The sequence below is a fragment of the Sulfurimonas sp. genome, assembly GCF_041563495.1.
GTDB lineage: Bacteria > Campylobacterota > Campylobacteria > Campylobacterales > Sulfurimonadaceae > Sulfurimonas.
In genome coordinates, this window is the sequence record NZ_JBFFMZ010000011.1 from 1 (window position 1) to 22,158 (window position 22,158).

Annotated in this window: 20 protein-coding genes and 1 pseudogene; 9 read left to right on the forward strand and 12 right to left on the reverse strand. The window is 33.7% G+C overall.

All coding sequences use genetic code 11. The annotated features are described in order from the left end of the window. Nucleotides 1-143: 143 nt before the first annotated feature. The 7 genes and pseudogenes from ABYK18_RS10275 to rpsF all read right to left on the reverse strand — a co-directional run. Nucleotides 144-347: pseudogene (locus tag ABYK18_RS10275) on the reverse strand (IS256 family transposase); the annotation flags it as partial. Nucleotides 348-430: 83 nt separating this feature from the next. After that, nucleotides 431-865: a hypothetical protein gene (locus ABYK18_RS10280; RefSeq protein WP_373036581.1), complete on the reverse strand. Its 435-nt coding sequence runs from the start codon at nt 863-865 to the stop codon at nt 431-433. Next, on the reverse strand, nt 858-2,993 hold the full coding sequence (locus tag ABYK18_RS10285; protein ID WP_373036582.1) for a hypothetical protein: 2,136 nt from the start codon (nt 2,991-2,993) through the stop codon (nt 858-860). Before ABYK18_RS10285 ends, ABYK18_RS10280 begins: the two co-directional genes overlap by 8 nt. Beyond that, nucleotides 2,990-4,534 carry a site-specific integrase gene (locus ABYK18_RS10290; RefSeq protein ID WP_373036584.1) on the reverse strand — a complete coding sequence of 515 codons (1,545 nt, stop codon included), beginning with the start codon at nt 4,532-4,534 and terminating at the stop codon, nt 2,990-2,992. The genes ABYK18_RS10285 and ABYK18_RS10290 overlap by 4 nt, the downstream gene beginning before the upstream one ends. Before the next feature lie 10 nt (nt 4,535-4,544). Further along, nucleotides 4,545-5,813 carry a tyrosine-type recombinase/integrase gene (locus ABYK18_RS10295; protein WP_373036585.1) on the reverse strand — a complete coding sequence of 423 codons (1,269 nt, stop codon included), beginning with the start codon at nt 5,811-5,813 and terminating at the stop codon, nt 4,545-4,547. 144 nt (nt 5,814-5,957) lie between these two features. Continuing rightward, nucleotides 5,958-6,518, reverse strand: a complete 561-nt coding sequence (locus ABYK18_RS10300; protein ID WP_373036586.1) for a single-stranded DNA-binding protein — start codon at nt 6,516-6,518, stop codon at nt 5,958-5,960. 31 nt (nt 6,519-6,549) lie between these two features. Continuing rightward, complete coding sequence (rpsF, locus tag ABYK18_RS10305; protein WP_373036587.1) at nt 6,550-6,990, reverse strand: 30S ribosomal protein S6; 441 nt, start codon at nt 6,988-6,990, stop codon at nt 6,550-6,552. A 224-nt stretch (nt 6,991-7,214) separates the two neighbouring features. Here rpsF and ABYK18_RS10310 point away from each other — a divergent pair, with 224 nt between their 5' ends. Together ABYK18_RS10310 and ABYK18_RS10315 are read left to right on the forward strand one after the other, a co-directional pair. After that, nucleotides 7,215-8,216: a divergent polysaccharide deacetylase family protein gene (locus tag ABYK18_RS10310; RefSeq protein ID WP_373036588.1), complete on the forward strand. Its 1,002-nt coding sequence runs from the start codon at nt 7,215-7,217 to the stop codon at nt 8,214-8,216. Next, nucleotides 8,216-8,995, forward strand: a complete 780-nt coding sequence (locus ABYK18_RS10315) for a DNA-processing protein DprA (protein ID WP_373036589.1) — start codon at nt 8,216-8,218, stop codon at nt 8,993-8,995. Before ABYK18_RS10310 ends, ABYK18_RS10315 begins: the two co-directional genes overlap by 1 nt. Here ABYK18_RS10315 and queA read toward each other — a convergent pair. The 4 genes from queA to hemW form a co-directional block, all read right to left on the reverse strand. Continuing rightward, nucleotides 8,990-10,018, reverse strand: coding sequence for a tRNA preQ1(34) S-adenosylmethionine ribosyltransferase-isomerase QueA (gene queA / locus ABYK18_RS10320; RefSeq protein WP_373036590.1), 1,029 nt, complete (start codon nt 10,016-10,018; stop codon nt 8,990-8,992). The two genes, ABYK18_RS10315 and queA, sit on opposite strands and share 6 nt — an antisense overlap. Next, a complete protein-coding gene (gene tatC, locus ABYK18_RS10325) occupies nt 10,011-10,820 on the reverse strand; it encodes a twin-arginine translocase subunit TatC (RefSeq protein WP_373036592.1) in 810 nt (269 codons plus the stop codon). The genes queA and tatC overlap by 8 nt, the downstream gene beginning before the upstream one ends. Then, nucleotides 10,813-11,220, reverse strand: a complete 408-nt coding sequence (tatB, locus tag ABYK18_RS10330; RefSeq protein ID WP_373036593.1) for a Sec-independent protein translocase protein TatB — start codon at nt 11,218-11,220, stop codon at nt 10,813-10,815. The genes tatC and tatB overlap by 8 nt, the downstream gene beginning before the upstream one ends. 61 nt (nt 11,221-11,281) lie before the next feature. Then, nucleotides 11,282-12,337 (reverse strand): radical SAM family heme chaperone HemW, encoded by a 1,056-nt coding sequence (hemW, locus tag ABYK18_RS10335; RefSeq protein WP_373036594.1) that lies wholly within the window; start codon nt 12,335-12,337, stop codon nt 11,282-11,284. A gap of 114 nt (nt 12,338-12,451) precedes the next feature. Here hemW and ABYK18_RS10340 point away from each other — a divergent pair, with 114 nt between their 5' ends. The 7 genes from ABYK18_RS10340 to ABYK18_RS10370 all read left to right on the forward strand — a co-directional run bounded on the left by ABYK18_RS10340 (nt 12,452) and on the right by ABYK18_RS10370 (nt 20,404). Next, entirely contained in the window at nt 12,452-15,007 is a 2,556-nt protein-coding gene (locus ABYK18_RS10340) for an EAL domain-containing protein (RefSeq protein ID WP_373036595.1), read from the forward strand. Between the two features lie 82 nt (nt 15,008-15,089). Further along, the gene (locus ABYK18_RS10345; protein WP_373036596.1) at nt 15,090-15,557 is read left to right on the forward strand and encodes an RNA pyrophosphohydrolase; all 468 of its coding nucleotides are present in this window, start codon (nt 15,090-15,092) and stop codon (nt 15,555-15,557) included. After that, nucleotides 15,558-16,769, forward strand: a complete 1,212-nt coding sequence (locus ABYK18_RS10350; protein ID WP_373036597.1) for an aspartate kinase — start codon at nt 15,558-15,560, stop codon at nt 16,767-16,769. A 6-nt stretch (nt 16,770-16,775) separates the two neighbouring features. Then, nucleotides 16,776-17,324: a HobA family DNA replication regulator gene (locus tag ABYK18_RS10355; RefSeq protein ID WP_373036598.1), complete on the forward strand. Its 549-nt coding sequence runs from the start codon at nt 16,776-16,778 to the stop codon at nt 17,322-17,324. Then, nucleotides 17,311-17,928 carry a DNA polymerase III subunit delta' gene (locus tag ABYK18_RS10360; protein ID WP_373036599.1) on the forward strand — a complete coding sequence of 206 codons (618 nt, stop codon included), beginning with the start codon at nt 17,311-17,313 and terminating at the stop codon, nt 17,926-17,928. Before ABYK18_RS10355 ends, ABYK18_RS10360 begins: the two co-directional genes overlap by 14 nt. After that, the gene (gene folP, locus ABYK18_RS10365; RefSeq protein ID WP_373036600.1) at nt 17,918-19,060 is read left to right on the forward strand and encodes a dihydropteroate synthase; all 1,143 of its coding nucleotides are present in this window, start codon (nt 17,918-17,920) and stop codon (nt 19,058-19,060) included. Before ABYK18_RS10360 ends, folP begins: the two co-directional genes overlap by 11 nt. Nucleotides 19,061-19,069: 9 nt before the next feature. Then, nucleotides 19,070-20,404, forward strand: a complete 1,335-nt coding sequence (locus ABYK18_RS10370) for a diguanylate cyclase (protein ID WP_373036601.1) — start codon at nt 19,070-19,072, stop codon at nt 20,402-20,404. Here the strand turns inward: ABYK18_RS10370 and ABYK18_RS10375 are convergent. Then, a complete protein-coding gene (locus tag ABYK18_RS10375) occupies nt 20,401-22,047 on the reverse strand; it encodes an inorganic phosphate transporter (RefSeq protein ID WP_373036602.1) in 1,647 nt (548 codons plus the stop codon). The two genes, ABYK18_RS10370 and ABYK18_RS10375, sit on opposite strands and share 4 nt — an antisense overlap. Nucleotides 22,048-22,158: the final 111 nt, after the last annotated feature.

Consider the following 22,158-nt stretch of genomic DNA (forward strand, 5'->3'; position numbering starts at 1 on the left):
AAGAAGGAATGGTAGATTCAGACCTGTATAAGTTTCAGACCAAAAAATCAACAAAAGGAGTAAGTTAAACCATTGTCGCTTAAGGTTACTATTCGTAAAAAATCCTACGAAAATCTGCCTAATTTAATTCCGCGCTTGACAGTACCAACACTACTTTTCATAGTCTTTGAAGATTTGCCATTTTTACGATTATTAATCTCTGTAGATAAATGAGATTCAATTTCAGCTTCGAGAACTGCTTCAGTAAGTTGTTTAATCAGTGGAGCAAGTACTCCATCTTTGCCATCAATTCTGGCACCTTGTTTGACGAGTTCAAGTGCCTCGTCCATATTGAACTGTTGTTTCATAAGTCAATCCTTTAGAATTTAATATTCTATCGGTCTGACACAAAGTTTTGAACACTTCCTTCTATTTAGCTCCACTATTGATGTTAAATTTTTGTTTTACCTCTATCTACATTTGGTAATGGTTTATTCAAGGTATCGATTGTAATGCCTTTGGAATAAGCATTATACGCCCATCTAGCAAATTGTTCTAAGAGGTCTTGATTCTCTTTATATAACCTTTGATTTTCTGCTTCTGTTCGCTTTAGGGTTTGTATCATTATAGAAGTTTCTATTGATATAGGTTTAAAATCTTTTCTATCCCCGGATACCCTTTCTTTTGTTAAATTATACGCAGATTTAATTCTGTTGTGTTTAGCAAGTGCTTGTCGTGTATACTCATTATTTAACCTAATTTCAATTTCTTCTATCAATAAATTCCAGGTTAATTTTTCGGACCACCCATCAAGAATTTCAACAATTTTTTCAATCATGTCATCGCTTAGGTTGTCTGCTCTTTTATGTTGAGTGTTATTACTCATTTTCATCTTCCTTTTCAAGTAGTAGTTCTTTCAAATAATTAAATTCGCTAGAATCAGTATTAGATTCCCTTCTAAGTTTGGCTTGTGAAATTGGTGATACAACTGGAATATTAGAGAGCTGAATAAAAGAGCCCTCAGGTACAGATGGGTCATCCAGTAAGTCACATAGTTGACTAAACCTTTGAAAAGCAAGGTCATGATGTTCTACCCATCTATTCGCACCTGCTTTACTATCGCTTTGTGCTTTAATAGCTCTTTGTAAAAGCTCTCCTATTTTTATTTTTATTTTTTTAATGTTATCAGTTCTTTCTGTATCACCTTTCATGCATACTTGCTCTGTACAATTCATGCAGTCTCTATGAAGTTGACATGGTGACATCGTATAGTCATGTATACATATACCGAACTCTGTAAGATGAGCAGTAGGTACTTTTAGTTGAGCAAATTCATCTCGAGATATAATAACCTTTGCTTTAACATCATTGATTTTAGCTAGTGGTCCGATCATCTTATCTTCATCGCCTATTGAGTCTCTTATCATTAATAACATATCATCAGGACTTAGATGGTCATAGTCTTTATTTTGTTGTATATCAGCTCTCCCCGACCATTTGGCAATATCTAATTGACTTGCTCCACCTTTTTGAGCCAAAGTGTTTAAGAAGTGTCTAAATTGATGGGATGTGGCTTGTACTAAACTACCATTTTTCTCTTTGTAGTCAAATATTGTGAAAAGTGAAGATTTTGCTTCTCTTGCACCTAGTGCATCGGCAATAAAGGCATGAGTAAAAGACTGTATCGTTGGTATTATGACATCCCTCTGGTCATTATATTCATATTTTCTTTGTATGATTAATGTTTCAGAATATTTTAATCCTATTTCAGTGTTAACATAAGGAAATTCTTTTGGTAAAAGGCTTAAAATTGATTTTTCTACATCTTTGTAAGTAGCATATATTTTACCTTTAAGCTTCGTTGTTAATATAGAATGTTTTTTTAGCCAAACATGTATGGAGGATCTTTTTTTATCTAAGCTTTTATTTGTATTATCTACACCATACAATATAAAAGATATCTCTTTTATATTTAACAAATGAGTATTTCTAAGATATTCTAAATCTTGTAGAAGAAAAAGTTTACTGGGATTATTTTCATACCATAAAGCAACTTCTCTAGCAGATGCTGTTAATTTTTTAAGTTTACGAATCACTTCTTTAGCTGTATCTGCCATGGATGGGATGACCCACTTAATTGTTGGTTCAGCACCTTTTGCTGGAAACCATCTTAGTCCATAAGCTTCTTTATACTCATTGCTATTTGTATCTGTAGAATCATCAAAATCTTTATTCTTAATTTTTTCAAATACTTCTATATCAAAAGGTGCTAAAAATACTTCATTAATCCGATTTGGTGCGCAAAAAAGTAAAGCGATTATTGAACTTGATATAATTTCATAAGGAGTTTTTGCTATATTGAAAATTTCTGGTATTGCATCTAAAGCTGCTTGAGAAGGCATTCTTTCATTTCTATTTTTATCAGCCTCTTTACCAACTCCAGATTTGTCATTAGGTCTTTTTATTGAGTTGAGCCAATCAATTGAAATATTTACTAAATTTTTTTTAGTTAAAAAATTAGCTATCTCTTCTAATTTTTGTCCAATTCCATAGCCAGTAGATTGCGCATAATTTTCTTTTGTTATTTCTACTGCTTTATTTAAAATATCATTATCTATATTTATTGGGTTAATATTATTACCCATCTCATGTAATGCTTTTTCTATAACTCTTAGTGCAACTATTATATTAGTAATGGACTTTGTAGGATTATTTGAAAATCTATTAACAAAATAGGCCTTAGCAAAATCTAAATACGGATTTTGCATAAATACGATTTCTCTGCCACCTTCTTTTGTCTCATCTTCAGTCATTTTTACCTGAGATATTTTTGCATAGTCAAATGTTGAGAATATAGCACGTGTAATAGTTTTAGAAGCTTTTTTTTCAATCTCTAGGTCCCAGGTATTATCATTAAATTTAATATCTGAATTTAAGAAGATTGATTCAGATTTGCTGGATTCAATAAAACTATCGAGGTTAACTTGAGCATGGGTGGACTTTATTAAGCTCATGTAATTAACTCCTGTTGATTTGTATTAGTGTATTTTTTACATTCAATAACAACTTGAGCTACTGCGAGTATAGTTCTATCGTTGATACTTGCAATTCTATAATCAGTGGTTTTTAGCAGTTTTTTACGTTCTTGAAGTAAGCTCTCTAGAACCTTTTCATGTGGTCCATCTGACCATGCTTGGAAGCTATTACATGTATAGCATGCTATTGGAGATAGAAGGCCACAGAAACTATATGTACCACATTTACCCATAGCCTTGCATGAGCTGTCAACTTTTGGATCTATAATATCGGCAGATGGATCATGAGAACGTTTTGCAGTTGATTTGTCTTTAACTAGTTTTCCTGCAAATGCTTGAGCTATTGGAGCAAAATATAGAGCTATAGCCTTATCTATTCTTTCCATCATTTCTGGTCTAGATTGAACGTATACGCCTACGTTTTGAGTATCAGTGTGATCAAGTAGTTCAGCTATAATTAATTCACCGTGCCCTTCTGAAGCCGCTCTTGTTCCAATAGTACGTCTAAAGCGAGTAGGAAATATATTTAATTTTTTATTTGTGCGTTCTGAGATTAAATCAAATTTTGAAATTATACTTTTAATTTTACTTCTAATATCAGGAGAATTTTTGTGATAAGTTAGTACTCCGGAAAGTTTGTTTGATTGAGATGGAAAAAGTGGTGTTTGTTCCGTATCTTTTAATATGTCGTGAAAGTGGTTCTTTAATTTGTTTGTATACTCCAATAGGATTTCTCCTAATTGTGGGGGTATTGAACGAACTTTAAATTCTGAACGAATTTGCTTTCTATTTTTTGCTCTAGGCATACGAATCATATATTCATGAGAGGCATCTTCTTTTGTTAATTTTAATATATCACATACTTTAAGTTGCGCGATTTGGATAGGACGTGAGCCATAAATCATAACTAACTTTATTAGTAAGTATTCTTCCTCTAGAATTTCATTATTTGCGTATTTATTATTTAAAGAGTCTTCTATAGATTTATATTCTAAATCTGTAAAAGGACCTTTATATGGACACATTGTTAATACTGCAGTACCTTTCTTATTGCCTTTTAATTTTTTTTCATTTAAATAGTCATAAGCCTTCTCAGAGAATCCTATATAGCCCATTTCATACCATTTTTTTAAAAAATTCGATAAAGAAGAAAGGTGCCATATATGTAAATTATCTAAAGAATTTTCAAAGTTTTTTATATCTATTAGTTTAATTTTAGAAATATTTTTTTTATCTAATCTATATATATAATTTAGGAGTTTTTCAAATAAATTAAACATATTTGCTGCATGCGAAATTGAACGATTCTCTAAATACCATATAAATGTACGTTTCAAGCCGTATAATAGATTTTCTTCAAGATGAAGTTTAGTAAAATTAAAAGAATGATTTTTAGATATATCATTTAATTTCCATATATTAGCATTTGGGTTAAATAAAATACCTACTGAAGTTTTAACTTTATCTGGAAGTTGATTTATAGGTTGATGGATATTCTCATGTAAAGGTATAGTTTCCATTATTATTCTCCTAATTTGTTTTACCTGCCATTTCTAGTATAACTTTATTAGCTTCTTCTTCCCTATGTCTTCTAGTATATGAAGATGCAGCGTTTGATGTATCAGACCAGCCCATTGCATATGAACGTATTTTCTTTTCTTTATCTTCAGGAATATTTTTTTTGTCCATAATAGCGGAAAAGTTATCATTCCAGGAGTGTCTAAGTGTGTGTGGTGAAAAATTATTTGGTAAGTTGTCATTTGAATCTTTTAATTTAATAAACATTTTATTAAGAGCGCTAAGGCTCATTGGAGCACCACTCTTATCTGCAACAAATAAATATTCATGATATTGTGCTTCTGGTAGAAGCCCACGAACTCCGATTATGTATTCCCTAGTTAGGTTGAGTGTATTTGTAGGGATTGCTAGTTTTCTTTCTTTAGTTTTTACAAGTGGTTGGTTGCTTCTTGGGTCATTTTCATCATCTGGTCTTCGTAAAACTAAAAAAGTTTCTGATTGAAAGTCTATATCAGATATTTTAAGATTTAAGAGTTCACCTCTTCTTAAACCAAACTCATACAACCATAGGATAATTAGTTCATTTCTGATTTTAGTAAAGTTACTTATCCATGGATTAGTAACTGAATTACTATCTACTAAGGAGAATAGTATATTTAACTCATTTGTACTTAAACCTTTTTTAGCATTGATTGGAGAGATACCAGTAGTCTTTGGAATTCTAGATGTAAAGGCAGATTCAACTAATTTAATAGCATCATTAAGTGAAAGGGTATTTAATCCAAGGTCAGGATTTCTGGATAGAAAGTTTTTAGAAAGCCAAATAATATAGTCGCGTATCGCTCTTATACGATGTGAAGTAGTTTTCGAATCAGTAGTGAGAATAGTATCAGAACTATTAGCAGCCCTGAATTTTTCTAAAGATCTTAAGTTTAGATTGCTTTCTGATAAACCTAGATTGTTCTCTTTAAAAATATCTTTGTAGTGAAGTTTACAAATATCACATAGAGTTTCTATTTCATGTAGCTCTAAAATCTTTCCTACTGCTAAACGGCTATCAAGGTTGACTTCTTCATTGTAGTTGTTCTTCAAAAAGAACATTAATAACATTAAATGTCTCAGTGTTTGTTCAATGGTATTTACCGCTAACCCTCTTGATCTTAATTGAGTCATTGAATAAATTGTAATCCAATAATGAGGAATATTAGTTTTAGATTCCACTAACATTGGAAATCTTTCACCATTTGAAAAAAGAACTTTTTGGATGTTATATCTAGTCATATTTGTTTCCATTTTTTATGTTACACATTATAACATAGTTTGGAAGAAGTTGGAGAATTTATGTATACAGGCTTTAAAGACCATATATAAGGACTTTAAAGTAGTTTATTTGAAGAGTTATTTACAGATTATATTTGGTATAAATTAAAATGGAATTTCATCTTCATCGATGTCGATCACAGGAACAGAATCGCTACTTGGCATCTGACGACTTTGAGTAGAAGCCTGTTGCTGATAACTTTGTGCTTGTTGTTGCTGCTGAGGCTCGTTATTACCATAGCTTGGCTGTTGATAACTTTGAGTTGACTGACCTTGAGGTTGGTTGTAGCTTTGTGCACCGTTATTTTGTGCAGGAGCTTGATAACCGCCGCTTTGGTTGTCGCCCTTAGAGTCTAGCATCTGCATAGTTTCAACTGTTACAGAGTGTTTTGAGCGTTTTTGTCCGTTTTGATCTGCCCATTGTTCAAAAGTAAGTCTTCCCTCAACTAGGATTTTACTCCCTTTACGAAGGTATTGGTTAGCAACTTCTGCACTTCTAGCAAAGAAAGTAATATCTACAAAACATACTTCTTCTTTTTTCTCACCGTTAACAGTGAATTTACGGCTAGTAGCAATAGCAGTTTTAGCAATCGCCATCCCACCTTGAGTGTATCTAAGTTCGATATCTCTAGTTAAGTTTCCAACTAATATGACTTTGTTAAACATGAGCTTTCCTTAATTTATTAGGCTTTGCTGATTATTCAGCTGCCGCTTCCTCTGCTGCTGGTGCTTCAGTAACTGGAGCTTCTTCAACTGCCGGTGTTTCAGCTACAGGAGCTTCTTCTTTAGCTGGTGCTGCTGCTTTTTTCTGAGCTTTTTCAACTAATTGATTCCATGCAGCTACTTCACGGTTTGTATCATATTTGATTGTTACAAAACGAAGAAGGTCTTCATTGATACGGAAACGTCTTTCAATCTCACTAATTGCAGATGGAGCAATAGAGTAATAGATAACATGGTAGTAACCACGTTCGTTTTTGTTGATTGGGTATGCTAGTTTTCTCATTCCCATAGAGTCTGTAGTAGCGATTTCGCCACCGTTAGAAGTAATTGTTTCTTCAATAGCATTGATGCTACTTTGAATTTCTTCGGCTGTAAATGTTGGTTTAACGATAACTAAGTTTTCGTAGTTTCTCATAGAGTATAATCTCCTTTTGGTATTTGCCGTGTAGGCATTGTTTCCCTTTCGGATGTGTACATATCGCCAATTTCTAGTGATACAAAGAGAAAGGAACGCGGGATTATACATAAAGTATGCTTAAAAAGAACTCTGTGTATTAGAAGTATGTCTATTTGCAATATGAATGCCTTTTTTTTACTTTTTTTGATATAGTTATAAAAATTTTTGAAAGAACTGTATAAATGGCAAAAAGAAAAAGAAAAAAATCAAGTAGTAATTTTTTAACATATATAGCATGGGGTCTTGCAGTAATAGCAATCAGTTTAGGCTCTTTGGTTGGAGGCTATTATATCGGCTATGAAGCTGCAAAAAATGATATATCTAAAAAAGTTAAAGCTGATAAGAAAAAAAGACTTACAATGCTTCAAAAGCTTGAAGATGCGAGTGCTAAAAAAGCTAAAACAAGCGTAAATACAAGATTAAAAGACGTCCTTAAAAAAGAGAGTAAGATAAATGCAGGTGCAGCAGCACACGAGTATGGAGATGCAACTCTTCCCGAGCCGCCGGCACCGCCAAGAAGGGATTTTAAAAAAATTGTTTCAAAGCCCATGTTGGCAATTATTATTGATGATGTGAGTGTCAGATCACATATAAATGCCATTAAAAGTTTGGGTATTCCTTTGACAATGTCTTTTTTACCTCCTAGTAAATTTCGTCCAAATTCTGCAAGACTTGCAGCTAAAGAAAAGTTCTATATGGTTCACCTGCCAATGGAGGCACAAAATTTTAGTGCAGAAGAACCTATGACCTTGAGAATCAGTGATTCAGATGATAAAATAGCCTCTAGAATTCAAGAAATTAAGAAAGATTTTCCCAGAGTTTCTTATATAAATAATCATACCGGTAGTAAGTTTACTGCAGATGAACTTTCAATGAATAGGCTTATATACGCACTTAAAGCGCAAAATATTAACTTTATAGACAGTAGAACAACCGTAGATACCAAAGCACCAAAGGTTATGAAAAATTTTGGTTTAAACTATGTTGCAAGAGATGTGTTTTTAGATCATGCAATGGATAAAGGGTCGATAAAAGCTCAGATAAAAAGAGCTGTCAAAATAGCAAAGTTGCATGGAACAGCTATAGCTATAGGACATCCACACGCGAATACTCTTATGGCTCTTCATGAATCAAAAAAACTATTTAAAGATGTTGAACTGGTCTATATAAACAGGCTCTATTGATGAATTTGGTTCAGGAAAATATCAGTGAATTACAACTGATGAAAAACTATCCTAAAGAACTTTTTTATAGTGGCAACCTTGAGCTACTGCAAAAAACTAAAATATCCATTGTTGGAAGCAGAAAACCGTCAAAATACTCCCGCTCACTTACGCATCAACTCTCTTCACAACTCTCAAAAAATGCTGTTTGTGTTGTCAGTGGAGGAGCGATGGGAATAGATGCCATTGCTCATAAAGGGGCAGGAGAATCAAACACTATATCTGTACTACCCTGCGGTATAAACGTTAAATATCCGGCTATTAATAAAAATCTACTGAGTGATATAGAGAAAAAAGGACTTTTACTCAGTCAGTTTAGTTCTGATTTTATAGCAACTCCATGGAGTTTTGTTGTAAGAAATGAACTTGTAGTAGCACTTGGAGAAGTTTTAGTGGTCGCAGAAGCAGAGTTAGAGAGCGGAAGCATGAGAAGTATAGAATTTGCTCTAAAGATGAATAAAGAGATATATGTTTTCGCTCATAGAATAGGGGAGAGCACAGCGACAAATGAGCTTTTAAAATCGGGCAAAGCAAAAGCTATATATGATATAGATGAGTTTGTTAAAAAGTTTTCAAAAACCCTGGTAGAAGTGCCCAAAACAGTTGATGATTTTATAGACTTTTGTAAAAGTAATCCAACGTATGATGAGGCTCTAAAGAAATATCCAGGTAGAGTATTTGAAGCAGAACTAAGCGGAGAGATAACTATAGAAAACGGAAAAGTGTTCTCTAATCTATAGGATTAGCATCGCATCTCCGTATGAGTAAAACCTATAGTTGTTTTTTATAGCCTCTGCATAAAGTTCTTGAGTTTTTTCCAGACCGACAAAAGAAGCTACCAGCATCAAAAGAGTTGATTTTGGCAGGTGAAAATTTGTAAGCAGGTAGTTTACTCTTATTGGTTTGTTGTTTGGATGTAAAAACAGATTTGCCTCGCCCCTTTGCATTTTTTTATGTCTTGCATAAAACTCAATAGTCCTTGTCGATGTAGTTCCAACGCTTAGTATTGGTTTGTCTGAATCAAGCAGTTTTTTTGCTTTATCTGAGATATCATAATACTCCGAGTGCATTGGATGATCGGTAATAGTATCCGTTTCAACAGGTTTAAACGTTCCACTTCCGACATGTAGAGTTACAAAGGCATGTTCATGATTTTTACAAATTCTTTTGTGTTGTTCCCCAGTGAAGTGAAGCGAAGCAGTAGGAGCTGCTACTGCCCCTTCTTCTTTGGCAAAAACACTTTGGTACTCTGTAGCATCTTGGGCATTATCTTCTCTTTGTATGTATGGAGGAAGAGGAATATGACCTATTTTGTCTATGATAGGAAGAAGTTCTTCAAATCTTAGTAGTTCGTTTTTTTGAAAAAAGTTTACAATTCTACTTCCGTCATCTTTTAACTCTTTTACAACTACTTCAAGCCCTTCATCAAAAATGATTTTCGTTTGTGCTTTTACTTTACCTCTGATATAAACGTTGATGTTATTGGCATCCAGCGGTCTGTTGATTAAAAGCTCAATCTTTCCTCCACTTGGTTTATGCCCGTAAAGCCTTGCTTTGATGACTTTAGTATCATTAAAAATAAGTGCACACTCTTTGGGAATATATTTTTCAAAATCATAAAAGTGGCAGTGGGTTACTTCATCAGTTTGGCGGTTGTAAACTAAAAGTTTTGCTCTGTCTCTTGGGTGTGCAGGGTGGGTTGCTATGAGGTTATCAGGAAGGATAAAATCATAGCTGGAAGTAAGTAACTCTGGGTTATTCACTCTTTTTCTCTAGCGCAAGTGCTACTTCTTCTTCGTCCTCGTCCTCATCTTCATCCTCTTCTAACGGGGGAGCAGGATTTACAAGTCTAACGATTAGGATTGATAATCCATAAAGAACTACCAGCGGACCGGCCATTAGTAATTGAGTAAGTACATCAGGCGGAGTCAAGAGTGCTGCTACAACGAAGATAATAATAATTGCATATTTAAAGAAATCTCTCATCATTCTGTCATCGATCATGCCAAGGAGTGCCAGAAAATACGCAAAGATAGGCAGCTCAAACGCTATACCAAATCCGAACATTATTTTTGTAAAAAATCCTACATAATCTTCTATATTTATCAGAGGAGTGAACTTGAAACTACCAAAGGTTATAAGGAAATCAAATCCAAAAGGAGTAACGATATAGTAGGCAAAAAGTACACCGACTAAGAACATCGTTGTTCCACCGATTATAAAAGGGATAATCATTTTTTTCTCATTAGCATATAAACCGGGAGCAACAAATAACCAGATTTGAGCAAGGATTATAGGTAGTGCACCTACTATTGCTGCAAAAAATGAAACTTTCAATGCAACAAAAAATGCACCTCCGACTTGAGAAGTTGTTATCATACCATCAGCTGCATGAACTGATTTTTTACCTACTTCTAAAAGAGCAACATTCAAGGGCTCTACCATCCAGTTTAAGATTGGTTCATGGAAGTAAAACATAATAAAAAACATAACTATTAAGCTGCCGGCTGATATACCTAGCCTTTTTCTTAGTTCAACTAAATGTGGTCTTAAATCATCAAACATCTGCACTGTCTTCTTTTTCTATTTTTCTATTTTTATTTTTTTTCTCAAAAGTTACTTTTTCAGGTTTAACCGGTTCTTTTTTCTCTGTTGGTTCTGAATAATCATCCAAGAAATCATCATTTAAGTTTGTTAGAGAAGCTTGTACATCATTTATACCAGTCGACTTTTTAAGCTCATCACCTGCACTTAAAAGTTCCTTTTTATATGCCAGTGCCTCTTCCTTTATGTCCGCAACATTCATTTCTTCTTCTAAAGAATCCTTAACTGTGCCTATAGTCTTTTTAACGCTTCTAAAAAATTTAGCTACTTCTACCATTGTACTAGGAAGTTTATCGGGACCTAGAAACAAAATGGCGATAACAGCAATGATGAGTATCTCTGTAAAGCCCATTCCAAACATATTTAACCTTCAAAATTATTATTAAGTCCAAGAGTTTAGCTAAAGAATGATTAAATTTTCTTCAACTGCTCAAGAAAAGTGTAATCTCATCAGCTAAAAGATACTCATGGTTATATAATGTATCATTTTTAAGTGTGAGTTTTTTTTCATCAACTAAAATATCAGCTCTTTTTTGTTCATCATTGTTAAGAATTGCGTACTTTACTCCTACACAAGAACGAAGACCTAAAAATATTTGTTCAATTTTTTTATCTTCAAGACTTAACTCTTCAACTCTGATATTTACAGGATTGATTATGTAATCTTCAACAATTGTAGTTGGATAAAATCTTTTAAGCCCAAGTTTTCCAACTGCACCGCTTCCTAGACCAATATAATCTTTATATTCCCAGTATCCCAGATTATGAGTGCTTTGGTATGATCCGAAGTTACTTATTTCATACTGCTTAAATCCAGAGTTTTGTACTGTTTTAAAGAGCCAGTTTGTTAGATTTAGAGTCTCTTTTGACATATGAGGCTTTGACTCAAAAGGTGTACCCTCTTCTATGGTTAAGGCATAAGCACTTAGGTGATTTATAGGTAAACTAAATGCCGTTTTTAAATCATGATTTAACAATTCTTTTGTATCACCCAAAGTGGCATATATCAAATCAAGTGAAATGTTTTTAAAGCCTATTTCCTTTGCATCTAGGATGGCTTTTTTTGCATCTGTTGCATCATGAGCACGATTTAGAAGTTTTAATTTCTCTTTGTTAAAACTCTGCACGCCAAAACTTATACGGTTGACCCCCAAGTCAAACATTCCCTGCAACCAAGCTTTTGTGGCGCTGTTTGGGTTTGCTTCGCTTGTTATTTCAATGTTGTTTTTTAGGTACGGTCTTATTGATTCAAATATCGGTTTATATAATTCAGGAGCAACGGTAGATGGTGTTCCTCCACCTATAAAAACCGACTCTATAGTCTGTTTTTTCGCTTCAAACCTTTTAAGCTCAAAATCCAGCTGAATTAAAAGGGCTTGCATATATTTTTCTTTTAGATGAAACTTGTCAACATAAGAGTTAAATGAACAATATGAACATTTTGAATCGCAAAACGGGATATGGATGTAGAGTAGCATGCTTAATAGTCCTTGTTAAGGATGAAAGTATAGCAAAAGTTTATTTTTTTAAAAGAAAAGAAGAATATAATATAGTCATTGTATATTGTGATAAAACAACTAAGAGCGTGGTCTATGAGCAAAGATATAAAGTTCACGAAAAATATAAAACTTTTATACGTTGAAGACAACGATGAGCTTAGAGAAGCAGTGCTTGAGATTTTAAAATATTATTTTAATAATATTACAACAGCCGAAAATGGAAAAGAGGGTCTTGAGTTTTACGAAAATCATCACAGCTCAAAAAAAACATATTTTGACATAGTCATCAGTGACATCAAAATGCCACATATGGATGGCGTTGAGATGTGTAAAAAAATCAAAGATATAAATTCAAATCAAATAATTGTACTCCTCACTGCGCATGATTCTAATGAATATCTAATGGATGCAATAAATATCGGCGTTGACAAATTTATTATAAAACCCATTGTTGACGCAAATGAGTTTATATCTTCACTTATAAAATTATCAAAAAAAATATTATATGAACTTGAGTTCAAAAAGAAAGAATTTTTATTAAAACAAAAAAATAAGATTATTGATGAAAATATTTTTATGACAGTTTCTGATTTAAGTGGAAAAATTGTTGAAATATCACAGGCATATCTTAATTTTACTGGTTATACGAGAGATGAAGTAATCGGTCAAAATCACAGCATATTTAGAGATGAAGGCGCTAACCCTGAGATTATAAAAAATCTTTGGGAAACGATTTTAGCGGACAAAGAGTGGTTTGGTGAACTCAAAAATAACAAATACAGCGGTGAAGAGTATTGGATAAGTTCAACTATCAGCCCTTTGTATAACATTAAAAATAAAAAGATAGGCTATACCGCAATAGTAGAAGATATAACAAATACTAAAAGATTGGAAGCTCTGTCTATTACCGATTCCCTGACAAATATTCATAACAGGCGCTATTTTGACTACTCTTTAAAAAGAGAGTTTAAAAGTGCGACATGGAGAAAAGAAAATTTTGGACTTTTAATAATCGATGTTGATTTTTTCAAAGAGTATAATGATATCTACGGTCATGTAAAGGGTGATAAAATCTTAAAGACAATAGCATCTGAGATAAAAAAATATGTAAATAACTCTATAGAAGACGTTTTTAGAATCGGCGGGGAAGAATTTGCCGTATTTATCTCGAACAAATCTGAACGCACTGTACAAAGAATAGCCCTAGAATTAGTCACAAATATAGAGTTGTTGGAGATAAAACACGAAAAAAGTGCAGTCTCAGACTTTGTGACTATATCGATTGGTGCCGTTAATATAGACGGTTCAAAAAACCCTGTCTCAAATGAGGACCTTTATAATCTTGCAGATAACAATCTCTATAAAGCAAAACAAAGCGGCAGAAACAGAGTCGTATTTGATATAGACATATCTTCTATGGAAACACTGAAAAATTTAGACGTAATAACAAAGCTGCCAAATAGACAATCTCTGATTCAGGATTTATCCATTTTACAAGAAGAAGCGATGCTTATACTGCTTCATATAAATCAAATCAATTCTATAAAAGATTTGTACGGCATTGAAGCAGTTGAAGATATCGTCTCACAAAAAGCAAAACAATTAAGTCAGATAATAATAGACAACGGTGCTACTCTCTATAGTCTAAATATGCAAGAGTTCGCGATTTTAGTTACTTCAAGACCTATGTTTGAAAAATATATGGCGCTGTTAAAATATTCTATATTAACAAACAGTGATGAAAATGTTTATTATGCCGATGATGATAATTATTTTATATCCGAGTTCACTGCGGGTGTGTCCTATGGAATGTTAAATATATTTAACCAAGCGGATATCGTTCTTCAAGAAGCCATAATATCTAAAAAGAATATGCTGATATATAAAAACAACCAAACCACTCTTGAACTTCAAAAAGCTACATTAAACAGGTTGAGAGTTTATAAAAAAGCACTTCATAGCGGAAATATAATCCCATATTTTCAACCTATCATAGATGCAAAAGATAACTCTGTGATGAAATATGAAGCCTTGGCGAGGCTCATGACTGATACAGGGGAAATTGTAACTCCTTATTATTTTCTCGATTCTGCAAAACAGGATAATACATTTGAATTTTTTACAAGACAGATGATGCAAAAAGTCTTTAACATCTATGCAAAAAGAAAAGCAGATATATCCATAAATATAACCTATGAAAACATAAACTCTCCGAGTATGCAGGATTATATAAAAAACAGACTGGATAAGTATGGTGGGGATGGTATAACATTTGAAATTGTCGAATCTGAAGATATTGAAAACTATGCGTTGATTGAAGATTTTATATTGATGCTTAAAAAGTACAACTGTAAAGTTTCCATAGATGATTTTGGTTCAGGTTATTCTAATTTCACAAATATAATTAAATTAAATATTGATTATATAAAACTTGACGGTTCTTTAATAGAAAAACTCAATATTGATAAAAATGTAGAGCATATGATTAAAGCACTTTTAGACTTTGCAAAAAATGCGAATATAAAGACAATAGCCGAGTTTGTAAGTACAAAAGAGTTAGACGATAAAGTCAGAGAACTTGGAGTAGACTATATTCAAGGTTATTTATACGGCGAACCAAACACAGCAGAAAGTTACGGACTGATATAGAACAGGTTTTCTTTTTTTGAAATTATCTTGTTTTAATAGCAGATTTAGTATAATCGCGATTATTATAATACAGAGTAAATAAATGAAAAAAGATTTATATCGTCCTAATGTGGCAATGATTATTGTATCAAATAATTATCCGCTGAAAAAAGAGATCTTTATAGCACAGCGAAATGACCTTACTGACGTATGGCAGTTTCCTCAGGGTGGCATTGATGAGGGTGAAGAGGTGCATGAAGCACTTTTTCGTGAGCTAGAAGAAGAGATAGGTACTGATGAGGTTAAAATCGTGGCTGAATATCCTGAGTGGATAACATATGATTTTCCTTCTAAAATAGCTGTGAAAATGAAACCTTACAAGGGACAAAAGCAGAAATATTTTTTAGTAAAATTAAAAAAAAGTGCAAAGATAGATATAAACACTGCTCATCCTGAATTTAGTGATTATAAATTTGTTGGAGTAGATGAGGCTTTAGGTTTAAGCGCCTCTTTTAAACAGGTAGTCTATAAGACTGTGATTGGACATTTTAAAAATGAAGGTTATCTTTAGATGTTAATAGTACAAAAATTTGGTGGAACGAGCGTTGGTGATTTGGAGCGTATTCAAAATGTGGCAAATCGTGTGGCTGAAACTAAAAAGGCCGGTAACGACGTAGTTGTAGTTGTTTCGGCAATGAGCGGAGAGACTAACAAACTAGTGGAATATGCAGAGCACTTTTCTGCTACTCCTGCAAGAGCTGAAATGGATATGTTGCTTAGTTCAGGGGAAAGGGTAACCGCATCTCTTTTATCTATTGCCTTAAATGAGATGGGATATGAAGCAGTTTCTATGACTGGTAGAAAAGCAGGGATAGTTACGGATTCGCTTCACACAAAAGCACGCATAGAAGAGATAGACCCTACAACTATGAACACTGCTCTTAAAAATGGCAGAATTGTTGTTGTAGCTGGTTTTCAAGGTGTCTCTTTAGAAGGAAATGTGACAACTCTCGGTCGTGGTGGAAGTGATTTGAGTGCTGTTGCCATTGCCGGGGCCGTAAAAGCTGATCTTTGTGAGATTTACACGGATGTCAGCGGTATTTACACAACTGATCCTCGTATTGAGCCAAAAGCAAAAAAACTTAATCAAATATCTTATGATGAGATGCTGGAGTTGGCATCTCTTGGTGCAAAAGTACTCCAAAACCGCTCTGTAGAGTTGGCAAAAAAATTAAATGTAAATCTAGTAACCAGAACAAGTTTCTCAAATGAAGAAGGAACATTAATAACAAAGGAAGAAAATATCATGGAAAAACCATTAGTAAGCGGAATAGCATTAGATAAGAATCAAGCTCGCATCTCTTTAATGGGAGTGATTGACAGACCTGGAATAGCATCTGATATCTTCGGTAAACTAGCTGCCAGTGATGTAAATATTGACATGATTATTCAAAATAAAGCGCATGATGGAACAACAAACATAGATTTTACCGTAGCAAAAGGTGATTTGTATGATGCAAAAAGTGTTGTGGACGATTTCGTAAAAAGCGGTGATATAAAAGATGATTCATATAATGAGAAAATTTGTAAGGTTTCCATTGTCGGTGTAGGTATGAAATCTCATACCGGTGTCGCTGCAAAGGCTTTTGCTACTATGGCTGATAATAACATAAATATAAATATGATATCAACATCGGAGATAAAAGTCTCTATGGTTATAGATGAAAAATATGCAGAGCTGGCTGTCAGAAGCCTGCATGATGCGTATGAGTTAGATAAGTAACAGTATATGCAGGATTTTGCACAATGGAGTTTGGATATTATTAGAGAAGAGGGGGCAAGTCTTAGTTGGCTCGAAGAGCAGCGCTTTGACTGGACAAATCCTCTTTCTCTGGCATTAGAGCAGATATTAAACGGTAAAACAATCATTCTCATCACTGATGAGAAACGAAAATGGTTAGAGACCTATATTTTGTGCTCAATAAACTCTATGAATTTAGATAGACCTCTTTTGCCTATTGTCAGTATGGACAGTCTCTATCAACATTATAGAAATGTAAGCGGCGGAGAGATGATAGACGTAGTCGAAGATATGATATCTCTTTCATACAAAGATGACTACTTTTTTTGGTATATAGGTAAAGGTGACGATAAACGCGCTGATATAGCAAAAAGAAAAGATACCAGTTATTTTTGGATTTTTGATGAAGAGTTCCATAATGGTTTTACGCTAAAGTCATATGACCCTATTATAGATATAAAACTTTTACAATTATATAAACTATTTGACGCTTCACTCAATGCTACAATATTTGGAGAAGTGGATGTTAACTCGTGAAGAAGTAAAAAGTCATATTTTAATATCTAGCGATATTGAAGCAGAAGTAGAAAAATTAAAATCTTTATTGCAACCAAACAGAGTTGTTACTTTTATTGAAGAAAAATTTCTTATTGAACACGCAAAAGCAGTCGTTGCGGAAGCTTATATAAGCGAATCCCAAACAAAATACATTATTCTTGGAGCATTGGAGTTTAATGCTGTCTCTCAAAACTCTTTGTTAAAAGTTTTGGAAGAACCGCCAAGAAATATAGAATTTATAATTATTTCTCCTACAAAATCAAATCTTCTTCCGACTGTACGCTCAAGACTCCCAATCCTAAAAGGTGAAACTTTTCATACTGCGCATGAGTGTGAACTTAATCTTGCAAAACTGGATTACTCAGACGTGTTTACGTTCTTAAAGACAAATGCAAGAATAAAGAAAAATGAAGCAAAAGCTATAGTCGAAGCTCTTTACTACAGAGCAACGGTCGTAGATATGCTAATACTGTCTCAAAATCAATTAGACAATTTTGACAAAGCATACAGACTCTTGGAGTTAAACTCAAGACCACAAAGTGTTTTAGCACTTATTTTAATGGGGTTCATAGATGCAAATTGAAAAACTCTCAAACAACATAGATGTTTCGCATTATTTAAAAGAGCTGGGAGTAGATAGCGGCGGTATTGGCATCTTGGCTTCAAAAATGACTCATCATATTATCTACATAAGAGACCTGCATGTCGGTGCTGCAAATATTTTAAAGCAAGATGCACTTTCTATAGGAGCTGATTTGGCTGTACCTCGTGGAACGGTTGTCGCAGCAACTTCTCAAGTAGACTGCATTTTGTGTGCTACAACCAAACAGTTGAATCTTCTTAGTAAAAAAGAGCTTGCACAGCCGTTTGGACTTAAAGAGTTGGCAAAAAAGTTAGCACAGATAGCAAAAACCAAAAAACCAAAATCCACACAAATTATGGGTGTTTTAAATGCGAATGAAGATAGTTTTTTTTCCGGAAGCAGGTTTGTAGACAGAGATGCTATCTTTGCAATAGAGAAGATGATAGAAGATGGTGCTGACATAATAGACATAGGCGGAGTCTCTTCTGCTCCAAATGCAAAGTCTGTAGATGCCAAAGAAGAACTTGAACGAGTTAAGCCGATATTGGATGTTATCAAAGAACAAAAGCTTAATGAAAACGTAAACTTCAGCATAGACAGCTATGAACCTACGGTTGTAGATTATGCTCTTAAGAGCGGTTTTAAGATAGTTAACGATATAACGGGATTAGGCAATGATGAAATCTGTAAACTATGTGCGAGTTACGATGCAAAAGCGGTAATTATGCATATGCAGGGAACACCATCAACCATGCAAACAGCACCTAAATACAATAATCTTTTAAGTGATATATATTCGTTTTTTCAAGAGAGAATTGAAAAAGCTGAGAGTTTTGGTGTAAAAGACATAGTTTTAGATGTAGGTATAGGATTTGGAAAAACACTTGAGCATAATCTGAAACTGATTAAGCACTTAGAACATTTTTTGACTTTAAACAAAGAATTATTAGTAGGTGCTTCAAGAAAGTCAATGATAGATAAAATATACCCTTCTCTGCCGCAAGACAGATTGGCAGGAACACTTGCCTTGCACCTAGAAGCTATGAAAAACGGTGCATCTATTATCCGTGCACATGATGTTATGGAACATCTGCAGGCCATAAAAATTCAAAAAGTCTTGAACGAAATATAAAGGAGTTTTATGAAGTTTCCAAATATATATGAAATCGCAACCACATCAGTAGTCTCAATAGATATAAACAGCACCTTTGCTCAGGCAATGGAAAAAATGCTTGCTAATAATCACAGAAATATTGTTATTGTGGATATAAATGACTTTTATATTTTAAGCATTATAGATATTTTAAATATTCAAGCCAACTCAATTGATTTTAATACACCGCTTCGTGATTTGCAACTTTTAAAAATACCCATAATAAAAAAAGATAAAAACATTTTAGAAACCTTAGAATATTTAAACAACTCGATAGAGTATATTTGCGTAGTAAATGATGACCACTCACTATATGGACTTGTCACTCATACAGATATAACTACAAATATAGACCCTGATACATTAATGGAAAACTACCGCCTACAAGACTTTTTGAAACTTGGACGTAGAATGAAATGGGTAAGAAGAGATGAAAAAATATCTACCTTGATTAAAGATATGATTGATAACTCTTACGACAATGTAGTAGTCGTAGAGGATTTAAAGCCTATCGGTATTTTTACAACAAAAGATATTATGAGATTAATGAAAAATAAAACCAATTTGGATGTAGAGATACAAGAACATATGACGACACCTGTTGAGTCAGTGCATAAAAATGCTTCAATAAAAGAAGCATTAGAGTTTATAAAAGAGAGACACTACAAAAGAGTTATAGTCGTGGATGATAATGGTTCGTTATCTGGAATTATTTCACAAAAAGAGTTGATATCTCTGACTTATTCTAAATGGTCGACTTTGATGAAAGAGTATCAAGCAGAGTTACATGAAATAAACTTAATGCTTCAAAATAAAAATATTGAGTATGAAAATATTGCATCAACAGATTCTTTAACAGGACTATACAACAGACACAAATTTTCTCAACTCTATCTATCGGCATATACATCAATGGTTCAAAGACATAATGATATGTCACTTATACTTTTAGACATAGATCACTTTAAAAAGGTAAATGATGATTTTGGACATAATGTAGGTGATAAAGCTCTTGTTCAAGTCTCACATGCTCTTTTAAAAAACCTTAGAAATATTGATATAGTGTGTAGATGGGGCGGAGAAGAATTTTTGATATTATTACCGACAGTAGATTTGGAGCATGCTATGCATATTGCTCAAAAAATAAGACAAGCAATAGAAATATTAGACATAGACATTATTGGTAACGCTACTGCAAGTTTTGGAATAGCTCAGGTTATTGAAGGTGAAGAGATGAAAGAGGTTATAAATAGAGCCGATAAGGCTCTATATCTGGCAAAAGATTGTGGAAGAAATTGTGTAAAGAGTGAGATAGATATTTAAAGCATAATACCTTTGATCATAAAAAACAAAACAGCGGCAAGCACTGCAGCGGCCGGTACAGTTACAATCCATGCCGTGATAATTTTTTTGATTGCATCTCTTTTTACAAATTCAACTTTTTTAGATCTTTTAATACTTTTTTTAGCTGATTTAATCTGTTTTTCTTCATATGCAATCTGCTTATAGAGCTCAACAACTCTTTCATAATCAGCCTGTGTCTTTTCATCTTTTGCTTCTAAAGTTTTTAGTTCTTCAGTATAGGCATGAAGATTCTCTTTCTCATCAATAATAGTCTGTTTGTCATCTTCTATTGTTCTGCCCATGTCATTCAGGTGTAACCATTCTCTTAAGAAACCAACACCAAATACACCACCGATAGCGATGTGAGTCGAACTTACAGGAAGACCAAGTTGAGAAGCTATAATTACTGTAATAGCAGCAGCCATGGCAATAGAGAATGCTCTTATTTGGTCAAGTTCTGTAATTTCACTACCTACAGTTTTGATTAGATTCGGTCCATATAGAGCAAGACCAAGAGCTATACCAAGAGCACCGATTGCCATTACCCAGAATGGAATAGAAGCTTTGGAAGAGATACCGCCGTTTACTACCGCATCGTTGATGGCAGCTAATGGTCCGATAGCATTTGCAACATCGTTTGCACCGTGAGCAAAACTTAAAAGTGCTGCAGCAAAAATAAGAGGGATAGTAAAGAGAGTATTTACGGAGGCTTTATTGTTTTCAAGCATTGTTGTGTTTGAACTTACTTTACTTTTAACAAAAAAGTAAACTATTACGGCAGTAATCAGGCCAAAAGTAATAGCAGTCATAAGGCTTGGTTTTTTAGTCATTTCTATAGCTACAAACGGTAGCATGTTTAATAGCTCAACAACTTGTGGCCAAATCTTTTTAAGACCTTTTAGTGTTAGATATGTAATAAATGCCCATGACATTATTGCAACAAAAATAGGAACATATTTTTTGGCAGCTTCAACTTTATCATCTTTAAAAACAATTGATTTTTTAATCGCAAAAAGAAAAGCAGCAGCAATAACCCCACCTAATACAGGAGAAATAACCCACGAAGCGGCAATTTTACCCATTGTGCTCCAAGAGACTATGCTAAACCCTGCAGCGGCAATACCTGCACCCATGACACCACCGACTATTGAGTGAGTTGTTGAAACGGGAGCACGCATCATCGTAGCAAAATTAAGCCACAATGCGGCTGCAAGAAGTGCTGCCATCATAGCCCAGATAAAAGGATCTGCATTTCCGCCAAAAGCAGAGATGTCAATAATACCTTTTTTAATGGTTTTAACAACTTCTCCACCCGCAATAAGAGCACCTGCAGCTTCAAATATAGCGGCTATGATGATAGCAGTGGTAAGAGTAAGTGCTTTTGAACCAACGGCAGGACCAACGTTATTGGCAACGTCATTAGCACCAATATTCATAGCCATATATGCACCAATTAGCGCAGCAACTGCTAGGAACATATTGTTTGAAATTCCACCATTGCTTAAAAAGCTAAAAGTCAAAACACCTATCATAAAAAATAGTGCGAAACCTAATCTAGTAAAATCTGTTCCGCTCTTTTTAAGCGCCTCTTTTTCAAGCTTTTTTATAGTCTGAATTTCCATACTTCCCTCTTGTAATCGTATTGTAATAATTTTGCGAATTATATCTTCATTAAGGTTACAAGAATATTACAGACATCTAAAGTACCATTTAACAGCAGTTTGGTTTGTATG

Coding starts and splice junctions, on each gene's coding strand:
- ABYK18_RS10290 (WP_373036584.1), bottom strand. CDS start 4,534: ATGGAAACTATACCTTTACATGAGAATATCCATCAACCTATAAATCAA.
- tatB (WP_373036593.1), bottom strand. CDS start 11,220: ATGTTTGGAATGGGCTTTACAGAGATACTCATCATTGCTGTTATCGCC.
- ABYK18_RS10285 (WP_373036582.1), bottom strand. CDS start 2,993: ATGAGCTTAATAAAGTCCACCCATGCTCAAGTTAACCTCGATAGTTTT.
- ABYK18_RS10300 (WP_373036586.1), bottom strand. CDS start 6,518: ATGTTTAACAAAGTCATATTAGTTGGAAACTTAACTAGAGATATCGAA.
- ABYK18_RS10355 (WP_373036598.1), top strand. CDS start 16,776: ATGCAGGATTTTGCACAATGGAGTTTGGATATTATTAGAGAAGAGGGG.
- ABYK18_RS10310 (WP_373036588.1), top strand. CDS start 7,215: ATGGCAAAAAGAAAAAGAAAAAAATCAAGTAGTAATTTTTTAACATAT.
- ABYK18_RS10370 (WP_373036601.1), top strand. CDS start 19,070: ATGAAGTTTCCAAATATATATGAAATCGCAACCACATCAGTAGTCTCA.
- ABYK18_RS10315 (WP_373036589.1), top strand. CDS start 8,216: ATGAATTTGGTTCAGGAAAATATCAGTGAATTACAACTGATGAAAAAC.
- ABYK18_RS10280 (WP_373036581.1), bottom strand. CDS start 865: ATGAGTAATAACACTCAACATAAAAGAGCAGACAACCTAAGCGATGAC.
- ABYK18_RS10345 (WP_373036596.1), top strand. CDS start 15,090: ATGAAAAAAGATTTATATCGTCCTAATGTGGCAATGATTATTGTATCA.
- ABYK18_RS10350 (WP_373036597.1), top strand. CDS start 15,558: ATGTTAATAGTACAAAAATTTGGTGGAACGAGCGTTGGTGATTTGGAG.
- rpsF (WP_373036587.1), bottom strand. CDS start 6,990: ATGAGAAACTACGAAAACTTAGTTATCGTTAAACCAACATTTACAGCC.
- tatC (WP_373036592.1), bottom strand. CDS start 10,820: ATGTTTGATGATTTAAGACCACATTTAGTTGAACTAAGAAAAAGGCTA.
- ABYK18_RS10360 (WP_373036599.1), top strand. CDS start 17,311: ATGTTAACTCGTGAAGAAGTAAAAAGTCATATTTTAATATCTAGCGAT.
- ABYK18_RS10375 (WP_373036602.1), bottom strand. CDS start 22,047: ATGGAAATTCAGACTATAAAAAAGCTTGAAAAAGAGGCGCTTAAAAAG.
- folP (WP_373036600.1), top strand. CDS start 17,918: ATGCAAATTGAAAAACTCTCAAACAACATAGATGTTTCGCATTATTTA.
- ABYK18_RS10340 (WP_373036595.1), top strand. CDS start 12,452: ATGAGCAAAGATATAAAGTTCACGAAAAATATAAAACTTTTATACGTT.
- hemW (WP_373036594.1), bottom strand. CDS start 12,337: ATGCTACTCTACATCCATATCCCGTTTTGCGATTCAAAATGTTCATAT.
- ABYK18_RS10295 (WP_373036585.1), bottom strand. CDS start 5,813: ATGACTAGATATAACATCCAAAAAGTTCTTTTTTCAAATGGTGAAAGA.